Origin of the sequence: Rahnella victoriana, assembly GCF_021276285.1 — a bacterium.
GTDB classification, from domain to species: Bacteria; Pseudomonadota; Gammaproteobacteria; order Enterobacterales; family Enterobacteriaceae; genus Rahnella; species Rahnella victoriana.
This window is the reverse complement of the sequence record NZ_CP089919.1, coordinates 1,157,950-1,181,095: the sequence shown is the minus strand read 5'-3', so window position 1 is coordinate 1,181,095 and position 23,146 is coordinate 1,157,950. Positions and strand designations below refer to the sequence as shown.

The window sequence follows — 23,146 nt, the reverse complement described above, 5'->3', positions numbered from 1 at the left end:
GTGCCGTTGCCTAAAATAATGAATAATGCGTGCGCGGGACGATACTGGTTTGTCCGTCGTAATAATGTAAGGAATTTTTGATGAGTTTGCTTCCGGTAATGGTGATTTTCGGATTGTCGTTTCCTCCGGTGTTTTTTGAAATACTGCTGGCGCTGGTGGTGTTTTTCCTGCTGCGGCGCGTATTGCAACCTACCGGGATCTACGACTTTGTCTGGCACCCGGCGTTGTTCAACACAGCGTTGTACTGCTGTCTTTTTTACCTGATCTCCTGCATGTTCGTCTGAGGGCGTTGTGAAAAATTTCTCCATAAAAATAATACGTTATGCAATAACGTTGATTCTTGTCGTGCTGGCTGTCATCGCAATCTTCAAAGCCTGGGCGTTCTATACCGAATCTCCGTGGACCCGTGATGCCAAATTTACCGCAGATGTCGTGTCTATCGCGCCCGACGTCACCGGTCTTATCACCGATGTGCCGGTGATTGATAACCAACTGGTGAAGAAAGGCCAGGTGCTATTCAAAATCGATCAGCCGCGCTACCAGCAGGCGCTGGACGAAGCGAGTGCTGACGTCGCCTATTACCAGGCGCTGGCCGCAGAGAAAAAACGCGAAGCCGGACGTCGTGTGAAACTGGGCGTGCAGGCCATGTCACAGGAAGAGATCGACCAGGCCAATAACGTGCTGCAAACCGCCCAACATCAGCTGGCGAAAGCGCAGGCTGCGCGGGATCTGGCGGTGCTGGATCTGGAACGTACCGTGGTGGTTGCGCCTGCCGATGGTTGGGTGACGAACCTGACCGTGCATCCGGGCAACTACATCAACCGTGGCTCTACCGCCGTGGCGCTGGTGAAGAAAAATTCTTTCTACATTCTGGCTTATCTGGAAGAAACCAAATTGCCGGGGCTGAAAAAAGGCGACCGTGCGGAAATCACGCCGCTGGGCAGCAACCGCATCATGCACGGTACGGTCGACAGTGTGGCGGCCGCAGTGACCAACAGCTCTTCCTCTGCGGCGACCAACGGTCTGGCGACCATCGACAGTAACCTGGAATGGGTGCGTCTGGCGCAGCGTGTGCCGGTGAAAATCGTGCTCGACGATGAAGATCAGCAACATCCGTATCCGGCAGGCACCACGGCCACCGTGGTTATCACGGGTCAGCATGACCGTAAACAAGATGAAGGATCTCCGTTCCTTCGCCTCCTGCATCGCCTGAGAGAGTTTGGTTAAGGCCGGAAAATGAATAGCGTACTTATCCCGCGCGTCCGTTTTGCCTGCAAGCTGACATTCGCCATCCTCGGCGCGCTGGTTCTCGGGTTCTATTTGCAACTCGAAACCCCGCGCTGGTCAGCCATGACCGCCGCCATTGTCACCTCCGGCCCTGCGCTGGTGGCGGGTGGCGAACCCTTTGCCGGGGCTATTCGTCACCGTGGTTTCCTGCGCGTGATCGGCACTTTTATTGGCTGTATCGCGGCGCTGGTGATTGTTATCGCCACCGCCCGCGCGCCGGTGGTGATGTTGCTGTTGTGCTGTATCTGGGCTGGTGTCTGCACCTGGTGGTCTTCACTGGTGCGCGTTGAGAATTCCTATGCACTGGGACTGGCCGGTTATACCGCGCTGATTATTGTGGTGACCTCCGCCAGTGCGCCGCTACAGACACCGCAGTTTGCGGTGGAACGTTGCAGTGAAATCGTCATCGGGATTTGCTGCGCCATTGTCGCCGACCTGCTGTTTTCTCCCCGTTCCATCAAAAAAGATATCGACCGCGCCGTCAGTCAGCTGATGTTGGATCAGTTTGCGCTGATGCGGATTTGCGTGAATATCGGCACCCGCGAAGAAATTGATAAGTCGTGGAATAATCTGGTGAAAAGCACCACGGCGCTGAACGGCATGCGTGGCAGCCTGATGATGGAATCCTCGCGCTGGCAGCGGGTCAACCGTCGTCTGAAAGCGCTGCACAGCACGTCGCTGAGCATGATTACTCAGGCGTGCGAAACCTACCTGATCATGCAAAACACGCCGGAACGGCTGTCTCCTGAGCTGAAAGCGATGTTTGCGGAACCGGCTGAAAACGTGGCGGATGTGCATCGCAGGCTGAAACAGTTGCGTCAGATCATCACCGGCACGCACAGCGACAACGTGCTGATGACCCTCAGCGCGTGGACCGGCGCCGGTACCCGTGCGCTGTTGCTGATGAAAGGCATCCATACCAACAGCAGCATTAACAATGTTGAAAGCGGTGTGCTCGACGGTGAGGTGGTAGTGCGTCCAGTTTCTGCGGAACGCCATCATGCGCTGGTCAACGGCCTGCGGACCTTTACGGCGACCGCCATCGGCTGCCTGATGTGGTTGTGGACCGGCTGGACGTCGGCCAGCGGCTGCGTGATTATCATCGCCGTCGTGACCTCGCTGGCGATGCGTACGCCGAACCCGAAAGGCATGGCGATGGACTTTATCGTCGGCATGTTGCTGGCGATCCCGGTCGGCTCGATGATGTTTATGCTGATCATGCCCGCGACGCAGCAAAGCCTGTTTTTGCTCTGTCTGATGCTGGGGATTTTCACCTTCTTTATCGGTATCGAAGTCACCAAGCGCCGCCTCGGCATGCTTGGCCTGCTGGCGGGCACCATCAACATTCTGGTGCTCAGCAACCCGATGGTCTTTAACGTGACGTCGTTTCTCGACAACGCGCTGGGGCAGGCGATTGGTACGGTGATCGCCATGGCGGTGTTGCTGATTATTCGCGATAAATCCCGCGAGAAAACCGGTCGTACGCTGCTAAACCGCTTCATGAGCAGCGCGGTGTCGGCGCTGACCACCAAAGCGTACCGTCGTCGGGAAAACCATCTTCCGGCGCTGTACCATCAGCTGAACCAGTTGCTGGTGATGTTCCCGAATGACATCGGTAAGTACCGTCTGGCGCTGTTGTTGATCATCGCCCATCAGCGCATGAAACTGGCCGAAGTGCCGGTGAATGACGAGCTGTCAGCGTTCCACAAGAAAATCCGTAACACCGCCGATCATGTAGTGTCGTCCTCAGGCGAAGGCAAACGCACCTATTACTATCAGCGTTTACTGAAAGAGCTGGGCGAATATCAGGAAAAACTGGTTGAGTACGACGCACCGCTGAAAGTGACCGAGCCGGTGCGGCGTCTGACTGACATGCTGCACCGTTATCAGCATGCGTTCCTTGCCTGACCGGCGGCTATTTCAGGAAAGCCTCACGGTCGCTGGCGGTGATCGGACGTAATACGCGGCAGGGTACACCTGCCGCGACCACATCCGGGGGAATGGATTTGGTCACCACACTGCCAGCTCCAATCACGCTGTTACGCCCAATCGTCACCCCCGGATTGACTATCACGCCGGTGCCCAGCCAGACATTATCTTCAATGACGATAGGCAGCGAGAATTGCTGACCGGTGATGCGGATGTCAGGATCGATGGGATGTCCGGCGGTGGCGAGCGTGACGTTCGGTGCGATCATCACGTTATTGCCAATGGTCACGGTGGCGTCATCCACCACCGTGAGATTGAAGTTGGCATAAAAGTGGTTGCCGATATGAATATGCGTGCCGTAGGCGACACGCAGCGGCGGCTCTATCCAGCAGGACTCCCCCAGACTGCCCATAATACTTTTGAGCAATTGCAGGCGCTTTGCCTCTTCAGAAGGGCGCGTGAGATTGAAATCATACACCCGCTCTTTTCCGGCACAGCGTTCCTCCGGCAATCCTTCGCCCATGTCCGTATACAGCTCACCCTTATTCATCTTTTCGCGCGTCGACATTGCGTGTTCCTTTGTCAGAGAATGGCGGAGTAAAACCCGCAGTCTACTGACAAAGAAACGCAATGTGAACGTACGACAATTTCATTACATCAACTATGCGACACGGGTCTCGCGGCGCGGGCTGACCGGTGTGTCGTCTTCCTCGTCATCCTGCGGGATTTCCAGTTTTTCATGCCCGGAAGCCACGCCCCAATAATAGCAAACCAGCGTCACGACCACGACCAGCACCATGTCCAGCGGGCTGGAAATCGCACCCGTTCCGCCGTAGGTGCCGAAGTAAGAGAGAATGAAAATCGCGATGTAATAAGCCAGCAACCACCACGCGCTCTGCACATCACGTTTGAAATGCTGATCTTTCTTGCCGAACAAAACGTACGCCACCCACGCAATGACCAGGATCGGGATCAGCAATTCGTTCACCGACCAGCCGCTCCAGTAAATCAGCAGGGTACTGGCGACAAACGCCAGCGGGCTGAGCAGGCCAAACACCGGCAACCGGAACGGACGTGGCAGATTTGGTAACCGTGAGCGCATAACACCGGCGTTGACCGGACCGGGCATATAGGTGAACACGGTCGCGGACGTCACTGCACCGATCAGCCCGCCCCAGACCTGAAATTCAGACGGCAGCGTCCAGGCGATGGCCAGAATCAGCGACAGCCAGAGTGCGCCGCGCGGTACGCCGGATTTCGGATCGACTTTGGCGAAAATCGAGAACAGATGGCCGTTCTTCGCCCAGGCAAACAGCACGCGGGAAGCCCCGGCGAGATAGATATTCCCGGTCCCTGCCGGAGAAATGACGGCGTCGATCAGGATCAGGTTAATCAGCCACGTAATGCCCAGACTACGCGCCAGATCGGCATACGGCGACTGGAAGATGGTTTTCAGCCCGACCCAGCCATGTGCGCTGAGGATGTCGGCGGGCACCGCGCCCATAAAGGCGAACTGCAACAGAATGTAGATCACGAAGCTGATGCCAATGGCCAGCATGATGGCGATCGGGATATTGCGCTGCGGGTTTTTCGCCTCGCTGGCGAAATCCACCGCCTGACGGAAACCGAGATACGCAAACACAATGCCAGCGCCGGTCAGCGACGAGAAGATACCGTGCACGCCGCCCGGTGCGGTGCCCGGTACGCTCAGGTTACCGCCGTGGAAATAGCCGAACAGCGTCACAATTACCATCAGCGGGACGATGAATTTGAAAGTCGTAATAATGGTATTGATGCGCCCGAAGAAACTGACGCTCCAGTAGTTCAGCAGGAAGAAACCCACCAGCAGAACGATTTGCATCACAAAGCCGAGACCGGTCGGGCTGCCGTCGGTCTGGCCCAGCGCGGGCCACCAGTACATCGCATACTGACGCACGGCTTCCACTTCCACGCCAGCAGTACTGGTGTACGCCAGCAGCGAACTCACGCCGATAACAAAACCCACCACATTACCGTGCGTGTAATTCGGATAGCGGACAAAACCCCCGGCACGCGGAATGGCGGCGGCAAGCTCGGCGAACACCAGCCCAATCAGCAGCACCATCACTGCGCCGAGCAGCCACGCCCAGCCGGTTAATCCGCCCGCATAGCCGGAACTGGTGAGTGCCGCATAAAGCCATCCGGAACCGATCATGGAGCCGACACCAAGTAATGTCAGATCCACCAGTCCTAATTTCTTTTTCAACGTCCCCTGAGTCATAGGATCCTCTTTAGGGTTGAAGAGTTGGGAAGACGGCAGAAACCTTCACTGCCAAAAAGGGAATTTGCACCGGCGCAGGAATTGCGCGGTCGGAAGGTATTGAGCAGGAACCATGCCAGTCATGTGATTTGCATCACATTCTGTCCCTGACGGCGCAAATCACACTCTGCTTATGGTTTGCATGCTATCTGATGGCGCAAAAAGACACCGGGAAGGTCACGTCATGCACCTGCGGGGTGCAGCTGACGCCTCATGGTTATGCGGAGGTTTTGGCTAATCTCAGCAGAAAAGCCTGGTGTAACTGAATGTTACAAGCACAGAACGCTAAATGTCCTGTGCCTTCGCCTTCCTTTTTAGAGTCTATACTTACTGCCATATCCCGTGTTGAACGGCATAAATCAGGAGGATCCCCTATGTCTGCCCAATCAGAAAAACTGTCCGCGCATCCTTTATTCAAGACCGGCTACTTTGCCGGGGGTAAATGGCATGAGGCCAGAGAAACGTTTGATGTGCTGAATCCGGCCACCGGCGAGGTGGTGGCTAAAGTGGCAAAAGCCGGTAAAGCAGAGACGGAAGCCGCGGTGAAAGCGGCCAGCTACGCGTTCCCTGAATGGCGCAAAACCACGGCAAAAGCCCGTTCTGAAATTCTGCATCGCTGGTATGAGCTGATGCTGGAAAACAAACAATTCCTCGGCGAGCTGATGGTGGCCGAACAGGGCAAGCCGCTGAAAGAAGCGCTGGGCGAAGTCGATTACGCCGCCAGCTATCTGCAATGGTTCAGCGAAGAAGCCAAACGCGCCAACGGCGAAATCATCCCTCCGGCCAAAGCCGGCTCGCGCATTCTGGCGACCCGCGAACCGGTCGGTGTTGTCGCGGCAATCACGCCGTGGAATTTCCCGCTGGCGATGCTGACCCGCAAACTGGGTCCGGCGCTGGCGGCAGGCTGTACCGGCCTGATCAAACCGGCCAGCAACACGCCGTTGTCGGCCTTTGCCTTGTTGCAACTGGCGCAGGACGCCGGTGTACCGGACGGCGTGATCAACGGCGTGGCCGGGGACACGGCGGCGATCAGCGACGTGATCATGGCGAGCGACGCGGTGCGCAAAGTCTCCTTTACCGGCTCGACCGCCATCGGTAAAACGCTGGTGCGTAACAGCGCCGACATCATGAAAAAAGTGTCGATGGAACTGGGCGGCAACGCGCCGTACATCGTGTTTGACGATGCCGATATTGAGGCGGCGGTGCAGGGCGCGATCACCTGTAAATTCCGCAACAGCGGACAGGTTTGCGTGTGCATCAACCGGATTTACGTGCAGGACGGCGTGTATGAGGCATTCACCTCGCGTCTGGTGGAAGAGGTGCGCAAGCTGAAAGTCGGCAACGGCATGGACGAGGGCGTGATTGTCGGGCCGCTGATCAATATTCAGGGGCTGGAGAAAGTCGAAGAACACGTCAAAGACGCGCTGGAGAAAGGCGGACGGCTGATGGAAGGTGGCCAGCGTCATAAACTCGGCGGTAACTTCTTCCAGCCGACGGTCATTATCGATGCGACGGATGACATGAAAGTGGCGCACGAAGAAACCTTCGGCCCGCTGGCAGCCTGTTTCCGTTTCAGCACGGAAGAAGAGGTGATTAAACGCGCCAATGACACGCCTTTCGGGCTGGCGGCGTATTTCTACAGCCAGAACCTGAAACGCATTTTCCGCGTCGCGGACGCCATCGAAAGCGGCATGATCGGCGTTAACGAATGTGCGATTTCCAATGAAGCCGCGCCGTTCGGCGGGGTGAAAGAATCCGGTCTGGGACGCGAAGGCTCGGTGCTGGGGCTGGAAGAGTATTTGCAGGTGAAAACGCTGCATTTAGGAAATCTTTAAGTCAGCTTTCCAGATACGGCGTTTTAAGAAACAATAAACAGGAACAGATCGATGCGGGCTAAACACAAAGGACGCCAATGACGGTATTTAACGGGCTACGGCCGCGCAAACTGATGATGGCGGTCGCCGTGATCGCGGGACTGTGTGGCATCGCAGGACAGATTGTCGCGAAAACGACACACAACCCGGGCACTATCGTGACGGGGACGGAAGAGAAAACGGTGATCAGCTATTTGCGCCAGAATCATCAATTGCCGGAAAACTACATCACCAAGAAAAAGGCGCGGGAAGCCGGATGGGATGCACGCGCCGGGAATCTGTGTGATGTCTTGCCGGGCAAAGCCATCGGCGGCGACCGTTTCTCTAACCGGGAAGGGCGGCTGCCTTCGGCTTCAAAACGGGTCTGGCGTGAAGCGGATATCAACTATCGCTGCGGACGTCGCGGCGCTGACCGCGTGCTGTTTGCCAGCGACGGGCTGATTTACGTCAGTAAAGATCATTATCAGCATTTCGTTCGGGTGGAGTAACGTCGATGAATAAAGTGAGCTTCGATTTTAATCACATCCCGGATTTACCCGCATTCTACCGCGAGTTTGCCCGTCAGTTTGCGCTGACCGACAGCTTCGGCGCGAATCTGGACGCACTCTGGGACGAGGTAACGGGCGGGATTTCACTGCCGGTTGAGATAGATTTCATGAACCTGAATGCCAACCGTAAACGACGTTTCGGCGCATTAATTTTGCTGTTTGAAGAAGCGGAAGAAGAACTGGAAGGCGCGCTGCGTCTGAACCTGCCGGAGAAACCGGCGGCGAAGGCCAAAGGCTGAAAAGAAAAAACCCGCCATCAAAGCGGGTTTTTGTTTTTTAGTCCTGACCTTCAGCCAGTTCGCGCAGATACTGGAAGATCTGGCGGTAAGATTTTGGCGGCTTGTTGGCGGCTTTCTCTTTCTGTGCGTTGCGGATCAGCGCACGCAGCTGCTGGCGGTCGGCTTCCGGATACAGTTCCAGCACCGGCGGGATCGCATCGTCACCTTCTTCCACCAGACGGTCACGCAGCATTTCCAGTTTATGGAACAGCGACACCTGCTGGTTGTGGCGGTTTTTCAGCTTATCCAGCGCAGTCTGGATTGGCTCGACATCGCGGGAACGCAGCATTTTGCCGATCAGCTGAAGCTGACGGCGGCGGCCTTCTTTCTTGATCTTCTGCGCTAAGTCGATCGCCGCGCGCAGATCGTCGTCCAGCGGCAGTTTGTCCAGCGAGTTTTTACCCAGCTCAACCATTTCTGCACCGAGATCTTTCAGCGCCTCGGCGTCACGTTTGATTTCACTTTTACTGACCCAGATGATTTCATCATCATCGTCGTTCTCGTTGGTGTCGGGAACGTCGTCGTGCCAGTCGTCAATTTTCTTTGTCATGGGCGCTTCCTCTTAACGAGGTAATCCTGTCAGTTTGATTGTGCTTTATTGCTTCGGCGGCATTATGCAGGGTTATGCCGCATACATCCATGTTCTGTTGCAACTTTGGGCATAACAACGCCGGAGTGAATGCGAAATTGTGGCGAGTCTCTGTTAGACTCAAAGGTAAGCGTTTCTGTATATCAGTGTAGAACAAACCCTTTAATCTCATAAGCGATGGCATGCCGATGAACGTAGTGAATCAAGTAGCGCAACAGCGTAAAACCCTGGAACAGGCCGTATCTCAGGCGCTGGAACTGGCGAAAGCCGGTTCAGATGCTGCCGAAGTGGCGGTCAGCAAAACCACCGGTATCGGCGTCAGTACCCGTTTTGGCGAAGTGGAAAACGTTGAATTCAACAGCGACGGCGCGCTGGGCATTACCGTTTATTATCAGAACCGTAAGGGCAGCGCCTCTTCTACCGATTTAAGCCCGGACGCCATTTCCCGCACCGTGCAGGCGGCGCTGGATATCGCCCGTTACACCTCGCCGGATCCGTTCGCGGGCGTGGCTGACAAAGAGATGCTGGCGTTCGACGCGCCGGATCTGGATCTCTTCCACCCGGAAGAACTCGATGCCGATCGCAGTATCGAACTGGCCGCCCGTGCTGAACAGGCGGCGCTGAAAGCCGATAAGCGCATCACCAATACCGAAGGCGGCAGTTTCAACAGCCATTATGGCATCCGCGTGTTCGGCAACAGCCACGGCATGTTGCAGAGCTATTGTTCGACGCGCCATTCGATTTCCGCCTCGGTTATCGCGGAACACCAGGGCGACATGGAACGCGACTACGCTTATTCCATCGCGCGTAAAATCAGCGACCTGAAAGATCCGGAATGGGTCGGCGCAGAATGTGCACGCCGCACCTTATCGCGTCTGGCTCCGCGTAAATTACCGACCATGCAGGCTCCGGTGTTGTTCGCTTCCGAAGTGGCGACCGGCCTGTTCGGGCATCTGGTCGGGGCGATCAGCGGCGGCAGCATTTACCGTAAATCGTCCTTCCTGCTCGACAGCCTCGGCAAGCAGATCCTGCCGGAGTGGCTGACCATCGAAGAGCATCCGCATCTGTTACAGGGGCTGGCATCCACGCCGTTCGACAGCGAAGGTGTGCGCACTGAGCGTCGCGATATCGTTAAAGACGGCATCCTGCAAAGCTGGCTGATGACCTGTTATTCCGCACGTAAACTCGGTCTGCAAACCACCGGTCACGCGGGCGGCATCCATAACTGGCGCATCGCCGGTCAGGGTGATGATTTCGCCGGTATGCTGCGTAAGCTCGATAAAGGTCTGGTCGTGACGGAACTGATGGGTCAGGGCGTCAGCGGCGTCACCGGTGACTACTCACGCGGCGCGGCCGGTTTCTGGGTCGAGAATGGCGAAATCCAGTATCCGGTCAGTGAAATCACCATCGCCGGAAACCTGAAAGACATGTGGCGCAACATGGTCGCCATCGGCAGCGATATCGAAACCCGCAGTAATATCCAGTGCGGTTCCGTGCTGTTACCGGCAATGAAAATCGCCGGCGAGTAATTTTCCTGCAAAGCAGCGGTCGCCCGATCGCTGCTTCTCACCTGCCACCCTTCTTTACAAAAAATTCATCCCGTTTTCCTCTCTCTCAGCCTATTTTTATAAAGCCTTACAAGCAATGTCGTTTTATCTAACAAATAAATAACAATAGAGAAAAAGCTCATGCGTAAACAACTGATGGCGTTAGCGGTAGTCGCAATGCTGGGAAGCAGCACGGTGGCACTGGCAGCAGATTTAGAAACGGACATGGACACCATTTCTGATAATTACAGCAAGGTGCTGAAAACCAACGATCAGGCCGAACTGACCACCGGTCTGGCGAACATGAAAGCCGCAGCGGAAGACGCGAAAAAAGCCACGCCACCGAAACTGGAAGGCAAAGCCCCTGACAGCCCGGAAATGCAGGATTACCACAAAGGGCTGGATACGCTGATCGGCCAGATTGATAAAGCTTCTGCTTTAGCGAAAGCGGGTAAAGTGGATGAAGCGAAGAAAGAAGCCGAAGGGTTCAAGGCGACAAGGAATGAGAACCACAAGAAGTTTAAGTAAGCAGATGGCGGGTGTCTTGCTCCTCCCCCTGCGAAGGGTAGGGAGTAAACCCCACATTATTTCATGGTGAGAAATAGCCGGAATTGATCGCTGTCCTGCTCCTCCCCCTGCGAAGGGGGAGGCGGGGAGGGGGTTTTAATGACAAAACCAATGTCAGTGCAAACTTCAACTTATTGATTCGTCATTAATACCCCACCCCAACCCTCCCCTTCGCAGGGGAGGGAGTAAAACCCACATTATTTCATGGTGAGAAATAGCCGGAATTGACCGCTGTCTTGCTCCTCCCCCTGCGAAGGGGGAGGCGGGGAGGGGGTTTTAATGACAAAACCAATGTCAGTGCAAACTTTAACTTATTGATTCGCCATTAATACCCCAACCCTCCCCTTCGCAGGGGAGGGAGCCGTTCAGCGCGTTGCCTCCCACTTTCGCAGAACAAGGAGTTAACTGCCTTAACGTCTCAACTCTCCCGCCGCCTCCGGCTGAAACAACAACTCCAGCACGGTGATGTGGCTTTCCTCGCCATTGGGCATTTCCCACGTGATACTTGCGCCCACGCGCAGCCCCAGCAGGGCAGCGCCCAGCGGGGCCATCACCGACAGTTGCTCGTTGCTGTCTTTGAGCGCAGCCGGATACACCAGCGTGCGGATGTGTTCTTCGCCGTCTTTACCTTCAGTAAAGCGAACCTTGCTGTTCATCGTCACTACGTCGGCAGGGATTTCCTCGGGCGGCAAAATCTCGGCGCGATCTAACTCGTCATTCAGTGCGTCGGCGACCGGGCTGCTGGCAAACGCCGGTTGCGCCAGCAGTGTGTCCAGGCGTTCTGCGTCAAGTTCATTGATGATCAGTGTCGGTTTACTCATAACATTCTCCATGGTTCCTTTTGCATCACCCGCTTCATGCGAGTGGGGTGCCGGTCGGCAAAAAATAACACCCCTGCGGGTAAGCGCAGGGGTGTCGGTAATTTGCATGTGTTCTTTGATACTAGGCACTCTTAAGCGGAAATGAAAGCGTTGTGAGGGAATTAATCCGCATTGCGAAAAATCCGATTACCAGTGTAATACGCTGCTACACCCTGCAATATTCAGTGATATGGCGACTTAACTTTTCGTTTTGCGAATTGGATCTGCTCAGCGCATCGTATTTCCACTTCGAACTGGAAAAAGACCCTCTACACAGGAAATCTTACCGGGGTTAGGGTAAAGACAGACGAAATACACGGCTGAAAATAGTGGGCCGGGCAAGGAGAGAGGAAACCGCGAGTGAATAACGCAAGCGCATCTGTGAATGGGACCGGGCGGATTGAATTGAAAGATGCTGCGGCGATAACAGAGCAAGTATTAAAAGATATTCAGACAATGCAAAGTGCGAAGAATATCTACACCACCGATGTTCAGTTGCAGATGTTAACGTCACACGTTAAAGCCATGGTATTACGCTCGATTACCGGTGAGCCGTTGCCTGAAGTCGAAAAAGAGTTATTTGATGAAATCTCTGCCGACTCCATGCATATGGCAGAGGTCGTGGTGAGCTGGTTCGGGAATTTACCGATTGAGGAAGCGTATTTGCTCTCGGTACATTTTGAAGTGGCCAGAGATAACGAGCCGAAATAATTTTTATTGAAATTTTAATGAATTAATTAATGTGGAGATGTGAATCATGGGACAAGTATTAGTTGTGATCGGCGACCGTTTAGGTAAAGGCCAGAAAGTGGCAGCAGGCGTGGAAGCGGCTGGCGGAAAAGCCATTGTTGTCCCCGGTATGGCGGCAGATATGAAACTCGGCGACGTGATGAAAGCAGAAGGCGCGACCTTTGGTATTTCTTTCTGCGGCAGTGGCGGTGCAGGTGCGATTACCGCACAAAACAAATACGGATATAAAGCGAAGTACGGGATGCGTTCAGTTGATGAAGGTGTCACGGCGATTAACGAAGGCTGTTTAGTATTAGGGTTCGGATTTATGGATAAAGAAGAACTGGGTCAGCGTCTGGTTGAAGCTTATAACAAGAAGTATGGTCAGGCGTAATGAAGCAACAATTAACCACAACAGTCCGGGTTGAAGGAAAGGGCGAAAATAAGGCTGCCGCCTTTTCTTCCGCACTGAGTCAGGTTCAGAGAACGGTTCTCAAATCGTCTGCTAATAATGTCTTGCTGCGCATTGAACCGCAGGACGTCAAGGTAATAAAGGCAGAGGAGTCGGTTAAAAGAGAAAAGTTTCTGTTCTTTTTTCTGGCCAGGGAAAGAAAGAGTTATTACGTGGCGTTAGACATTACCGTCAACCTGACTGTTATTAATACGGAACAGGTAGTTTTTGTCACGAAATAAAAACGTTAGCTATAAATGACAAGGATATACTGATGTTTTTAATTATTTTATTTAAGTCGCTAATTATCGGCGGACTGGTTGGGGTGGGCGTAGGTGCGGGTGCCGCACGTATGTTCCATGCGCCAACCGTGCAAGGAATGGGGGCTTTTCGTACGCTTGGGGAATTAAACTCCTGTGAAGGCGATCCGGCTTCGCATTTCTCATTCGGTCTGGGCTTCTTCTTTAACGCCTGGGCATCTTCCGTGGCGGCAGGTTCTTTCACTCAGGACGTTGACCACCGCATCATTCCTCACTGGGCCACCGCTGCCCTGATGTTCAAAAACCGCAATGTCACTGAAACCCTGCACGACCCGCGCAAGATGGCGATTGCGGGCGGCATCATCGGCATGATTGTGGTGGCCTTCCTCAACACCACCGCGTCTGCCGTGCCTGCGGCGTTGCAGGTCACGGCCATTAAAGTGCTGGTGCCTGCGGCGAACCTGCTGGTGAACACCGTCATGCCGGTGATTTTCTGGCTGGCGGCGATCGATGCAGGACGTCGTTCCGGTTTCTGGGCCACCATTTTTGGCGGTCTGGCGCAGATGATCATGGGGAACGCCGTGCCGGGTCTGGTACTGGGTATCCTGATCGGTAAAGGCGTCGAAGAAAGCGGCTGGAACCACGTCACCAAAGTGATGATGGCGGCGATTATCGCGCTGTTCGTCCTCAGCGGTTTCTTCCGTGGTTTCGACGTCAAGCTGTTGCAATCCTTCATGCTGGACGTCCCGACATGGCTGAACGGCATTCACAACTCACTCAGCGGTAAGTAAGGGGAACATGACAATGGAAGAACAAGCCAAACGTGGTTTCTGGTACGCCGAGTGGTCGTTCCCGATTTTTGTCGGACTGCTGTCTTCCGGCGTTTTCGCCGGGACACACATGTATTACCTGTACGGCATCGGTGCATTTAACGAAGTGGCCTTTGTGTCGATGCTGCGTTCCGGCATGGATACCGGCGTGTACGGCGCAGTGGCGGCCTTTGGTGCCAGCTTCCTGTTTGCCCGCATCATCGAAGGTTCGCTGGTCGGTATTCTCGATATCGGCGGCGCGATCCAGACCGGTATCGGCCTGGGCGTTCCTGCAATGCTGCTGGGCGCCGGGATTATCTTCCCGGTGGCGAACTTTGCCGCCTCGCTGGTGACCGGCCTGATCCTCGGGTTAGCCGTCGGTTACATCATCATTCTGGCGCGTAAATTCACCATCAATCAGAGCAACTCCACCTACGGCGCTGACGTGATGATGGGCGCGGGTAATGCCTCCGGCCGCTTCCTCGGGCCGTTGATTATCCTCTCCGCAATGGCCGCATCGATTCCTATCGGTCTTGGCTCGCTGATTGGCGCACTGGGTTTCTATCTGTGGCAGAAGCCGATTACCGGTGGTGCCATTCTCGGTGCGATGGTGCTGGGCGCCATCTTCCCGGTTTCACTGTAAGAAGCAGTACATAAGCAGTAAACGGGCGTCAGGAACACTCCTGACGCCCGAGATTATGGAGAACGTCGTATGTATGACTTAATCATCCGCCAGGCATTACGCGCAGACGGCAGCCTGACTGATATTGCAATTCGCGACGGCAAATTCGCCGCCATTGGCACGCTGGCTTCCGATGCCACCGCCCGCCAGACCCTCGATCTTCAGGGCAAGGTTTACGCCAGCGCAGGCTGGATCGACTCCCATGTTCACTGTTATCCCAAATCGCCGATTTATCATGACGAGGCCGACCTGATTGGCGTCGCCTGCGGTGTCACCACCGTGGCGGATGCCGGCAGCACCGGTGCCAATGATGTCGACGATTTTTATCAGCTCACCCGTGCGGCGAAAACCAACGTTTACGCGTTTCTGAATATCGCGCGTACCGGCATTGTCACGCAGAACGAACTGGCGGACATGACGCAGATCGACAAGGTCGGCGTGCGTGACGCCATCGCGCGGAATCCCGGTTTTATCATCGGTATCAAGGCGCGGATGAGCAGCAGCGTGGTCGGCCAGAACGGCATCAAGCCACTGGTGCGCGCAAAAGAAATTCAGCAGGAAAACGACGACCTGCCGCTGATGGTGCATATCGGTAATAACCCGCCGAACCTTGATGAGATCGCGGATTTACTGACCTCCGGCGACATTATCACCCACTGCTACAACGGCAAACCGAACCGCATTCTCTCGCCGGAAGGTGTGCTGCGCGATTCCATTAAACGTGCGCTGAGCCGCGGCGTATTACTGGATGTCGGTCATGGCACCGCGAGTTTCAGTTTCGACGTGGCGGAACTGGCGATTAAGCAGGGCATTTTGCCGCACACCATCAGTTCCGATATTTACTGCCGTAACCGTATGAACGGCCCGGTGCATAGCCTGGCGACCGTCATGTCGAAATTCTTCAGCGTCGGCATGACCCTGCCGCAGGTGATTGACTGCGTCACCTCGCACGCCGCCGACGCGCTGCGCCTGCCTGCCAAAGGCCGTCTGGAAGTCGGTGCTGACGCCGACCTGACCCTGTTTGAACGCCGTCAGACGCCGCAGGTGTTTGTCGATTCCGAAGGACAGTCCGTGAAGGGCGAAAGTTTGCTGGTGCCTCTGGCCGCTGTGGTCGCGGGCGTCACCCTGTTAACCGAAGAAGGGAAATCTGCTCATGTCTTCTGAACACTCTTTATATGAAAAATATGATTTAAAACAGGTTATTAACGCCTCAGGTCGCATGACGGCGCTGGGTGTGTCCACGCCGCGTGAAGAAGTGGCGGCAGTGGTGAATACCGGCCTGAATCATTACTTCGAGATGAAAGATCTGGTGAACAAAACCGGCGCTTATATCGCGAAACTGCTTAACGTCGAAAATGCCGTGGTGGTGTCCTGCGCCTCTGCCGGGATCGCGCAGTCCGTTGCGGCGGTGATCGTCAAAGATGACGCCTGGCTGCTGGAAAACCTGCACGCTGCGCCGCTGGAGATCCCGCACGATATCGTGCTGCCAAAAGGCCATAACGTGAACTTCGGCGCGCCGGTCGCCACCATGGTCACGATGGGCGGCGGCAAAGTGGTGGAAGCCGGTTACGCCAACGAATGTTCTGCCGCACAACTCGCCGCCTGCATCACGCCGCGTACGGCCGCCATTCTGTACATCAAATCGCATCACAGCGTGCAGAAAAGTATTTTGTCGGTGGCCGAAGCCGCAGAAGTGGCGCGTGCGCATAACCTGCCGCTGATTGTTGATGCCGCCGCAGAAGAAGATCTGACCTGCTATTACGAGATGGGCGCGGATCTGGTGATTTACAGCGGCGCAAAAGCCATCGAAGGGCCGACCAGCGGTCTGGTGCTCGGCAAGAAACAGTACGTTGAATGGGTAAAACTGCAATCCGGCGGCATTGGCCGTGCGATGAAAGTCGGCAAGGAAGGCATTCTCGGCCTGACGCAGGCGATTGAAAGCTACATCACGCTGCCGAAAACCACCGGACAGGAAATGGTCGACAAGATGACGCCATTCATCGCCAGCCTGAATGAGATTAACGGCGTGACCGGTCGTGTGGTCTGGGACAGTGCCGGACGTGATATCGCCCGCACGGAAATTACTTTCGATGAAGCGGTGCTCGGCTGGAAAACCAAAGACATTGTGGATGCCATGAAGAACGGCGATATCGCGATTTATTTCCGTGGCTACCGCGCCAACGAAGGCAAGATTGAAGTCGATGTGCGCAGCGTGACCCCGCCGCAGCTCGCCATCGTCGCACAACGTTTTAAACACCTTTTCAGCGGAGATAAAGCATGAAGCTGACCCCGAATTTCTACCGTGACCGCGTGTGCCTGAATGTGCTGGCCGGTTCTAAAGACAATGCCCGTGACATTTACGCCGCCGCAGAGGGCCACGTGCTGGTCGGCGTGCTGTCGAAAAATTACGCCGATGTGACGAGCGCGGTCGCGGACATGAAGGAATACGCGGCGCTGATTGAAAACGCCTTGTCCGTCGGCTTAGGCGCGGGCGATCCGCGGCAGTCGCTGATGGTCAGCCAGATTTCTGCACAGGTTCAGCCGCAGCACGTCAATCAGGTGTTTACCGGCGTCGGCACCAGCCGTGCGCTGCTCGGGCAAAACGACAGCGTGGTCAACGGTCTGATTTCTCCGACCGGCAAAGTGGGCTTTGTGAAGATCAATACCGGGCCGCTGAGTTCTGCGGCCAGCGATGCCATTGTGCCGGTGGAAACGGCGATTGCGCTGCTGAAAGACATGGGCGGCAGCTCGGTGAAATATTTCCCGATGGGCGGCCTGAAAACCCGTGACGAATTCGCCGCCGTGGCGCGTGCCTGTGCGGAGCAGGATTTCTGGCTGGAGCCAACCGGCGGAATCGATCTGGAAAACTTTGAGCCGATTATGGAAATCGCGCTGGCGGCAGGTGTCACCAAAATCATCCCGCATATCTACAGTTCGATTATCGACAGCGCGTCGGGCAACACCCGTCCTGACGATGTGAGAACGCTGCTGGCCAGTGTTAAAAAACTGGTGGGCTGAAGGTTCTGACCTTTCCTGCGCGGTAAGCCGTCTGCGCGGTTAAACACTCTGCATCCCTCAACCTTCGGGCGGATGCAGAGTTATCTTGTTTGTCTGACAGCCCCCAAATTTTGAGGAAATGTATGAGAAACTGGTTTCTGATTTCAGGTTTAACCTCCGCGATGCTGGCCGTGACCGCCGCGCCGCTTTATGCAGCAGAAAAAACAATGACCTCCACGACTCCGCAGTTTGCTTACGTCGGCACCTACAACCCGAACGGGGAAGGTGTCTACCGCTTTAAATTCGATCCGAATACCGGCGCACTGAGCGATAAAACCCTCGCCAGCCAGTTGCCCAATCAGGCGCAGATGGTGCTCAGCCACGACGGCAAAACGCTGTTCATCGGCAGTGAAACTGATGATTACAACGGCGGCAAACACGGTGCCGTGGCCGCTTACCGTATTGCGCCTGAAGACGGCAGCCTGACGCTGATCAATCAGGTGGATTCGCAGGGCGCAGGGCCGGTGTATTTGTCGCTGACGCCAAAAGGCGACCATCTGCTGGTGGCGAATTATATCAGCGGCGTGGTGGCGGTTTTCCCGGTGGATGCCAGCGGAAAACTGAGTGAGGCCAGCCACAGCCAGCAGGATTCCGGTCCGGCGGGCGCAGGTAAACCGGCGGCGGCGGCAGAAGGCAGCTTTGCCATCAGCGACCATAACGGGCCGCACGCTCACATGATCGCCACCGATCCTTCCGGTAAATTCGTGTTCTCCACGGATCTCGGTCTGGACAGGATTTATCAGTGGAAACTCAACAGCGAAACCGGCGTGCTGGAAGCCAACGATCCGCCGTTTATCAACGCGTCTTCAGAAGGTGCAGGGCCGCGCCATTTTGTGTTTCATCCGAACGGCAAAGTGGTTTTCCTGATCAACGAGGAAGCCTCGACGCTGACCAGTTATCGCCTTGATGCGGCAAAAGGCACGCTGACGCAACTGCACAGCCTTTCATCGCTGCCGGCCGGTTTCAAAGGCACTAACTTTGCCGCAGGCATTGTGCTGAGCAGGGACGGCAAACATCTGTACGTGGCGAACCGTCTGCATAACAGCATCGCGCAGATCAACGTGACCGGCGAAGGCGCAATGACCTGGCACGATGACGTCTGGACGCGCGGCGACTACCCGCGCACGCTGACATTGTCACCGGATGGCAAATATATTTACGCAATGAATCAACGAAGCGATAACATCACCCGATTCAAGGTATCTGCTGAAAACGGCAAACTGACGTTCGTCGATGGCTATGTTGCGGTCGGCAGTCCGTCGCAAATGGTGATCGCGCCGTCGCCGGAATAATATGGAAAAACAATGGTGAGATTTCCCAATCAACGGCTGGCGCAATTGTTTGATGCGCTGCAAACCGAAACGTTGCCTCAGGATGAACTGGCGAAACGTCTGTCCGTCTCGACGCGGACGGTGCGTGCAGACATCACGGCGCTGAATGAAATCATCGCAGACTATGGCGCGACGTTCGTACACAGCCGTGGCAGCGGTTATCAGCTGCGGATTGACGATCACACCTTGTTCTCCTCGTTACAGCAGCCGGTGCAGCGTAAACCGAACCCGACGCCGCGCACGGCGGCTGAGCGGGTAAAGACGTTGCTGATCCGCTTTCTGACCTCGGCCTTTTCTTTGAAGCTGGAAGATCTGGCCGATGAATGGTTTGTCAGCCGGGGCACGCTGCAAAATGATATGGCCGACGTACGCGAGCATCTGGCGCGTTATCACCTGAATATCGAAACCAAACCGCGCTATGGCATGAAGCTGTTTGGCGCGGAGCTGGCGATCCGCGCCTGTCTGACCGATCTCTTGTTCCAGCTTGATGCCGAGGAGCAGGCCAATCCGCTGCTGAAAGCGGAAAGTCTGGAACCTGAGGCGCTGGTGCCGCTGACGCGCTTTATGCATCAGTTGCTGGCGCAGTCTGCCATTCAGCTGACCGATGAAGGCGAGCAGTATTTAATTCTGTATTGCGCGGTGGCGATCAAGCGTATTACCGGCGGTTATCCGCTGACGGATTTCGATGCCGAAGACGGCGATCCGGCGGTGAAGCAGGTGTCCGTGCGTCTGGCGGCGGAACTGAAAAATCTGGTGGGTAAGGAAATCCCGGCCTCCGAAGAAGCCTATCTGCGGGTCAATATCGCCGCCCGCCGGGTGCAGCAGATTTTGCCGACGGATATTAACGCCGACGATGACGAGTCGCTGGTCGATTACATTCTCTCGTATATCAATTCGCACTATAACTATGATTTGCAGGGCGATAAGCAGCTGCGCGCCGACCTGCTGACCCATATCAAGACCATGATTACGCGGGTGAAATACCAGATTAATATCCCCAATCCGCTGCTGAACAACATCAAACAGCATTACCCGATGGCGTATGACGTCACGCTGGCGGCGGTCTCGAGCTGGGGGAAATACACGCCGTACACCCTGAGCGAAAACGAGATCGGTTTTCTGGTGCTGCATATCGGCGTCGGACTGGAACGGCATTACAACATCGGCTATCAGCGGCATCCGCAGGTGATGTTGGTGTGCGATACCGGTAATTCGACCATCCGCATGATCCAGGCGCAGATTAACCGTAAGTATCCGCAACTGGTGATGAAGCAGATTGTGACGCTGCGCGATTACGAACAACTGGACCATATCGACGAAGATTTTATTATTTCTAACGCCCGTATCAGCGAGAAGAACAAGCCGGTGGTGGTGTTGTCGCCTTTCCCGACGGAATACCAGATGGAACAGCTCGGCAAGCTGGTGCTGGTCGACCGCACGCGGCCTTATATGCTGGAAAAATTCTTCGACGAAAAACACTTTATGATCGTCAACCAGCCGATGACGCAGGCGGAGTTATTCCGCCATGTGTGCTCACAGCTGGAAGAAGAAGGCTACGTCGATCAGGCGTTTTACCCGTCAGTGGTCGAGCGCGAAGAGATTGTCTCCACCATGCTCGGCGAAGGGATTGCGCTGCCGCACTCGCTGGGACTGCTGGCGAAGAAAACCGTGGTGATTACGTTGCTTTCGCCGCAGGGCATTGCGTGGGGAGAAGGGGAAACCGCGCACGTGATTTTCCTGCTGGCGATCAGCAAGGCTGATTATGAAGAGGCGATGGCGATTTACGATTTGTTCGTGACGTTTGTGCGGGAACGCTCAATGAGCCGTTTGCTGAGCAGTGAGAACTTTGAAAGCTTTAAGGCCATTGCTATCGACTGTTTAAGCCGTATTTAGCCTGCGTCCCTGACGCCGCAACGGCGTCAGCGGCGTGCGTTCACCCGAATCACTGACTGATGTCAGCTCATCGGGATTGAGGCGTATTAGTCTTCGTCAAATCCTGAATTGATCAGATTTACCACTGCCGTCAGTGCCTGTTCTTCGTCGGGGCCGGTGGCCTCGATTTCAATCTGCTGACCTTTCGGCGAATCGAGCATCAGCAGCGCGATCACGCTGCTGGCTTCTGCTTCAATGCCTGTGCCGTTGCGCAGCATCACTTCTGATTCAAAGCTCTGCACCAGTTCAAACAACTTCATCGCCGGACGGGCATGCATGCCTAACCGGTTTTTGATTTCTACCGTTTGTTTCACCGTCATTTGCGTTTTTCCAGCGTGCGATGGCGGGACTGAACATTCTTCCCACGGGAACGGAAATAGTCGGCCAGTTGTTCTGCGATATACACCGAACGGTGTTTACCGCCGGTACAGCCAATGGCGACGGTCAGATAGCTGCGGTTGTTGGTTTCCAGCATCGGCAGCCATTGTTCGAGATAGCTTCGGGTCTGGTAGATAAAGTTGTGTACTTCGGTATGACGGTCGAGGAACGCCGCCACCGGCTTATCAAGGCCAGTCATCGGACGCAGTTTCGGATCCCAGTGCGGGTTCGGCAGGAAACGCACGTCGAAGACGTAATCCGCATCAATCGGAATGCCGTGTTTGAAACCGAAGGACTCGAACACCATCGTCAGTTCGCGCTCGCGTTTCCCCAGCAGGCGGGTACGCAGCATTTCTGCCAGCTCATGCACGGACATTTCGGAGGTGTCGATGATCAGATCCGCCGACGAACGCAGCGGTTCGAGCAGATCGGCTTCTTCATCAATGGCACTTTCGAGGGATAAATTTTTGCTGGAAAGCGGGTGCAGACGACGCGTGTCGCTGTAGCGGCGGATCAGGGTATTGCGGTCAGCATCAAGGAACAACAGCTGCGGTGAGAAGCTCTCCGGCAGTTGTGACATCGCATGCTCATAAACTTCCGGTGTTTCTGGCATGTTACGGACGTCAATGCTGACGGCCGCAGACGTATTGCGTTCAACAAGGGTCTGGGCGAGCTGCGGCAGTAACACCACCGGCAGGTTGTCCACACAGTAAAAACCCATGTCTTCGAGTGCCCTCAGGGCAACCGACTTCCCGGAACCGGAACGGCCGCTGACAATCATCAGCACCATGGTGTCACTCCCCTGGCATTCAGTGTTCAGCATTCATTTTCCCGGCACGAAAACCGGGATCAGACGCTATTCGTTTTCAGTCATTATCTGGAACAGTTCTTCGTCGCTTTGCGCTCCGCGCAGACGGCGACACACTGTTTTATCAGCCAATTTCTTAGCAACTAACGATAAGGTGTGTAAGTGGGTTTTACATTGATCTGCCGGAACCAGCAAGGCAAAAAGTAAATCTACCGGCTGATTATCGATGGCGTCAAAAGCGATCGGCTGTTCCAGCTGAATGAACACCCCGACGGCACGTAAAGTATCTTCTTCCAGCTTTCCGTGCGGGATGGCGATCCCGGCACCGATCCCGGTGCTGCCCATACGTTCACGGGTCAAAATGGCGTCGAAAATCACCTGTGGCGATAAATTTAATTGCTTAGCGGCCAGTTCGCTGATGATTTCCAGTGCGCGTTTCTTGCTGGCGCAATGAACGCCACTTTTGGTGCATTCGGCATTGAGCACCGACGTTAATTGCATTGCAGTATCGTTAATCATGTCATCTTTCACTTTTGCGCTGTTTCACCCTTAAAGCTATATCGGCTCGTTTCCCGAAGGTCACAAGCCGATGCCCGAAGGTTTGTAGCACAGGGTTGGCTACATGAATGTCAGTGCTGTTTCAGTTTGTCTTTATGTTTATTCAGCTGGCGGGCCAGTTTATCAACCAGTCCGTCAATCGCTGCGTACATATCCTGATGTTCCGAGGTGGCATGTAATTCGCCTCCATTCACATGCAAAGTCGCTTCCGCAACTTTTTGCACCTTTTCCACGCTCAACACCACATACACCTGATTAATCCTGTCGAAATACTGCTCGAGCTTGGCCAGCTTCGACGTGATGAATTCTCTCAGGGGATCCGTGATCTCAATGTGATGTCCGGTAATGTTGAGCTGCATAATGTCTTCCTTCT

26 protein-coding genes are annotated in these 23,146 nt (G+C 55.1%); 18 read left to right on the top strand and 8 right to left on the bottom strand.

What is annotated here, in order from left to right:
• The first annotated feature begins 80 nt into the window (after positions 1 to 80).
• The 3 genes from aaeX to aaeB are packed head-to-tail and all read left to right on the top strand — an operon-like array spanning position 81 to position 3,195.
• Complete coding sequence (gene aaeX, locus J9880_RS05495; RefSeq protein ID WP_015698919.1) at positions 81 to 284, top strand: p-hydroxybenzoic acid efflux pump operon protein AaeX; 204 nt, start codon at positions 81 to 83, stop codon at positions 282 to 284.
• Positions 285 to 291: 7 nt separating this feature from the next.
• The gene (gene aaeA / locus J9880_RS05490; RefSeq protein ID WP_095924398.1) at positions 292 to 1,227 is read left to right on the top strand and encodes a p-hydroxybenzoic acid efflux pump subunit AaeA; all 936 of its coding nucleotides are present in this window, start codon (positions 292 to 294) and stop codon (positions 1,225 to 1,227) included.
• 9 nt (positions 1,228 to 1,236) lie between these two features.
• Complete coding sequence (gene aaeB / locus J9880_RS05485; RefSeq protein WP_195816573.1) at positions 1,237 to 3,195, top strand: p-hydroxybenzoic acid efflux pump subunit AaeB; 1,959 nt, start codon at positions 1,237 to 1,239, stop codon at positions 3,193 to 3,195.
• Positions 3,196 to 3,202: 7 nt separating this feature from the next.
• On the opposite strand, the gene J9880_RS05480 is transcribed toward aaeB, so the two are convergent.
• Both J9880_RS05480 and J9880_RS05475 read right to left on the bottom strand, forming a co-directional pair.
• Positions 3,203 to 3,784: a maltose acetyltransferase domain-containing protein gene (locus tag J9880_RS05480; RefSeq protein WP_095924400.1), complete on the bottom strand. Its 582-nt coding sequence runs from the start codon at positions 3,782 to 3,784 to the stop codon at positions 3,203 to 3,205.
• 93 nt (positions 3,785 to 3,877) lie between these two features.
• Positions 3,878 to 5,476: an APC family permease gene (locus J9880_RS05475; protein WP_015698916.1), complete on the bottom strand. Its 1,599-nt coding sequence runs from the start codon at positions 5,474 to 5,476 to the stop codon at positions 3,878 to 3,880.
• Positions 5,477 to 5,889: 413 nt separating this feature from the next.
• Between J9880_RS05475 and J9880_RS05470 the strand changes: the two genes are divergently transcribed.
• The 3 genes from J9880_RS05470 to J9880_RS05460 all read left to right on the top strand — a co-directional run bounded on the left by J9880_RS05470 (position 5,890) and on the right by J9880_RS05460 (position 8,176).
• Positions 5,890 to 7,350, top strand: a complete 1,461-nt coding sequence (locus J9880_RS05470) for an NAD-dependent succinate-semialdehyde dehydrogenase (protein WP_232770192.1) — start codon at positions 5,890 to 5,892, stop codon at positions 7,348 to 7,350.
• A 77-nt stretch (positions 7,351 to 7,427) separates the two neighbouring features.
• Positions 7,428 to 7,877: a ribonuclease domain-containing protein gene (locus J9880_RS05465; RefSeq protein ID WP_119823074.1), complete on the top strand. Its 450-nt coding sequence runs from the start codon at positions 7,428 to 7,430 to the stop codon at positions 7,875 to 7,877.
• Between the two features lie 5 nt (positions 7,878 to 7,882).
• Positions 7,883 to 8,176, top strand: a complete 294-nt coding sequence (locus tag J9880_RS05460) for a barstar family protein (RefSeq protein ID WP_133823623.1) — start codon at positions 7,883 to 7,885, stop codon at positions 8,174 to 8,176.
• A gap of 37 nt (positions 8,177 to 8,213) precedes the next feature.
• On the opposite strand, the gene yjgA is transcribed toward J9880_RS05460, so the two are convergent.
• A complete protein-coding gene (gene yjgA / locus J9880_RS05455) occupies positions 8,214 to 8,765 on the bottom strand; it encodes a ribosome biogenesis factor YjgA (RefSeq protein ID WP_015698912.1) in 552 nt (183 codons plus the stop codon).
• 227 nt (positions 8,766 to 8,992) lie between these two features.
• On the opposite strand from yjgA, the gene pmbA reads away from it, so the two are divergent.
• Both pmbA and cybC read left to right on the top strand, forming a co-directional pair.
• Positions 8,993 to 10,333 carry a metalloprotease PmbA gene (gene pmbA, locus J9880_RS05450; RefSeq protein WP_095924404.1) on the top strand — a complete coding sequence of 447 codons (1,341 nt, stop codon included), beginning with the start codon at positions 8,993 to 8,995 and terminating at the stop codon, positions 10,331 to 10,333.
• A gap of 159 nt (positions 10,334 to 10,492) precedes the next feature.
• Positions 10,493 to 10,879 (top strand): cytochrome b562, encoded by a 387-nt coding sequence (gene cybC / locus J9880_RS05445; protein WP_119823070.1) that lies wholly within the window; start codon positions 10,493 to 10,495, stop codon positions 10,877 to 10,879.
• 449 nt (positions 10,880 to 11,328) lie between these two features.
• On the opposite strand, the gene rnk is transcribed toward cybC, so the two are convergent.
• Positions 11,329 to 11,739, bottom strand: coding sequence for a nucleoside diphosphate kinase regulator (rnk, locus tag J9880_RS05440; protein WP_095924406.1), 411 nt, complete (start codon positions 11,737 to 11,739; stop codon positions 11,329 to 11,331).
• Positions 11,740 to 12,138: 399 nt separating this feature from the next.
• Here rnk and J9880_RS05435 point away from each other — a divergent pair, with 399 nt between their 5' ends.
• From J9880_RS05435 to J9880_RS05390, 10 genes are all read left to right on the top strand, one after another.
• The gene (locus J9880_RS05435; protein WP_095924407.1) at positions 12,139 to 12,489 is read left to right on the top strand and encodes a PRD domain-containing protein; all 351 of its coding nucleotides are present in this window, start codon (positions 12,139 to 12,141) and stop codon (positions 12,487 to 12,489) included.
• 46 nt (positions 12,490 to 12,535) lie between these two features.
• Positions 12,536 to 12,901 (top strand): SFCGS family glycine-rich protein, encoded by a 366-nt coding sequence (locus J9880_RS05430; protein WP_013577270.1) that lies wholly within the window; start codon positions 12,536 to 12,538, stop codon positions 12,899 to 12,901.
• Positions 12,901 to 13,200, top strand: coding sequence for a DUF4312 family protein (locus tag J9880_RS05425; RefSeq protein WP_047605601.1), 300 nt, complete (start codon positions 12,901 to 12,903; stop codon positions 13,198 to 13,200). The genes J9880_RS05430 and J9880_RS05425 overlap by 1 nt, the downstream gene beginning before the upstream one ends.
• Positions 13,201 to 13,232: 32 nt before the next feature.
• Positions 13,233 to 14,009, top strand: coding sequence for a DUF4311 domain-containing protein (locus J9880_RS05420; RefSeq protein WP_013577268.1), 777 nt, complete (start codon positions 13,233 to 13,235; stop codon positions 14,007 to 14,009).
• Positions 14,010 to 14,022: 13 nt separating this feature from the next.
• A complete protein-coding gene (locus tag J9880_RS05415) occupies positions 14,023 to 14,670 on the top strand; it encodes a DUF4310 family protein (RefSeq protein ID WP_047605604.1) in 648 nt (215 codons plus the stop codon).
• A gap of 69 nt (positions 14,671 to 14,739) precedes the next feature.
• Positions 14,740 to 15,873, top strand: coding sequence for an amidohydrolase/deacetylase family metallohydrolase (locus tag J9880_RS05410; protein ID WP_232770191.1), 1,134 nt, complete (start codon positions 14,740 to 14,742; stop codon positions 15,871 to 15,873).
• The gene (locus J9880_RS05405) at positions 15,863 to 16,990 is read left to right on the top strand and encodes a DgaE family pyridoxal phosphate-dependent ammonia lyase (RefSeq protein ID WP_095924410.1); all 1,128 of its coding nucleotides are present in this window, start codon (positions 15,863 to 15,865) and stop codon (positions 16,988 to 16,990) included. The genes J9880_RS05410 and J9880_RS05405 overlap by 11 nt, the downstream gene beginning before the upstream one ends.
• Positions 16,987 to 17,727, top strand: a complete 741-nt coding sequence (gene dagF / locus J9880_RS05400; RefSeq protein WP_119822415.1) for a 2-dehydro-3-deoxy-phosphogluconate aldolase — start codon at positions 16,987 to 16,989, stop codon at positions 17,725 to 17,727. The genes J9880_RS05405 and dagF overlap by 4 nt, the downstream gene beginning before the upstream one ends.
• A gap of 122 nt (positions 17,728 to 17,849) precedes the next feature.
• Positions 17,850 to 19,058 (top strand): lactonase family protein, encoded by a 1,209-nt coding sequence (locus tag J9880_RS05395; protein WP_232770190.1) that lies wholly within the window; start codon positions 17,850 to 17,852, stop codon positions 19,056 to 19,058.
• Positions 19,059 to 19,070: 12 nt separating this feature from the next.
• Positions 19,071 to 20,990 carry a BglG family transcription antiterminator gene (locus J9880_RS05390; RefSeq protein ID WP_232770189.1) on the top strand — a complete coding sequence of 640 codons (1,920 nt, stop codon included), beginning with the start codon at positions 19,071 to 19,073 and terminating at the stop codon, positions 20,988 to 20,990.
• Positions 20,991 to 21,076: 86 nt separating this feature from the next.
• On the opposite strand, the gene npr is transcribed toward J9880_RS05390, so the two are convergent.
• From npr to hpf, 4 genes are all read right to left on the bottom strand, one after another.
• Positions 21,077 to 21,349, bottom strand: coding sequence for a PTS phosphocarrier protein NPr (gene npr, locus J9880_RS05385; RefSeq protein ID WP_056776243.1), 273 nt, complete (start codon positions 21,347 to 21,349; stop codon positions 21,077 to 21,079).
• On the bottom strand, positions 21,346 to 22,197 hold the full coding sequence (gene rapZ, locus J9880_RS05380) for an RNase adapter RapZ (protein ID WP_095925264.1): 852 nt from the start codon (positions 22,195 to 22,197) through the stop codon (positions 21,346 to 21,348). The genes npr and rapZ overlap by 4 nt, the downstream gene beginning before the upstream one ends.
• A 66-nt stretch (positions 22,198 to 22,263) precedes the next feature.
• Positions 22,264 to 22,746, bottom strand: a complete 483-nt coding sequence (ptsN, locus tag J9880_RS05375) for a PTS IIA-like nitrogen regulatory protein PtsN (protein WP_173362074.1) — start codon at positions 22,744 to 22,746, stop codon at positions 22,264 to 22,266.
• Between the two features lie 98 nt (positions 22,747 to 22,844).
• A complete protein-coding gene (gene hpf / locus J9880_RS05370; RefSeq protein WP_013577259.1) occupies positions 22,845 to 23,132 on the bottom strand; it encodes a ribosome hibernation promoting factor in 288 nt (95 codons plus the stop codon).
• Positions 23,133 to 23,146 lie beyond the last annotated feature (14 nt).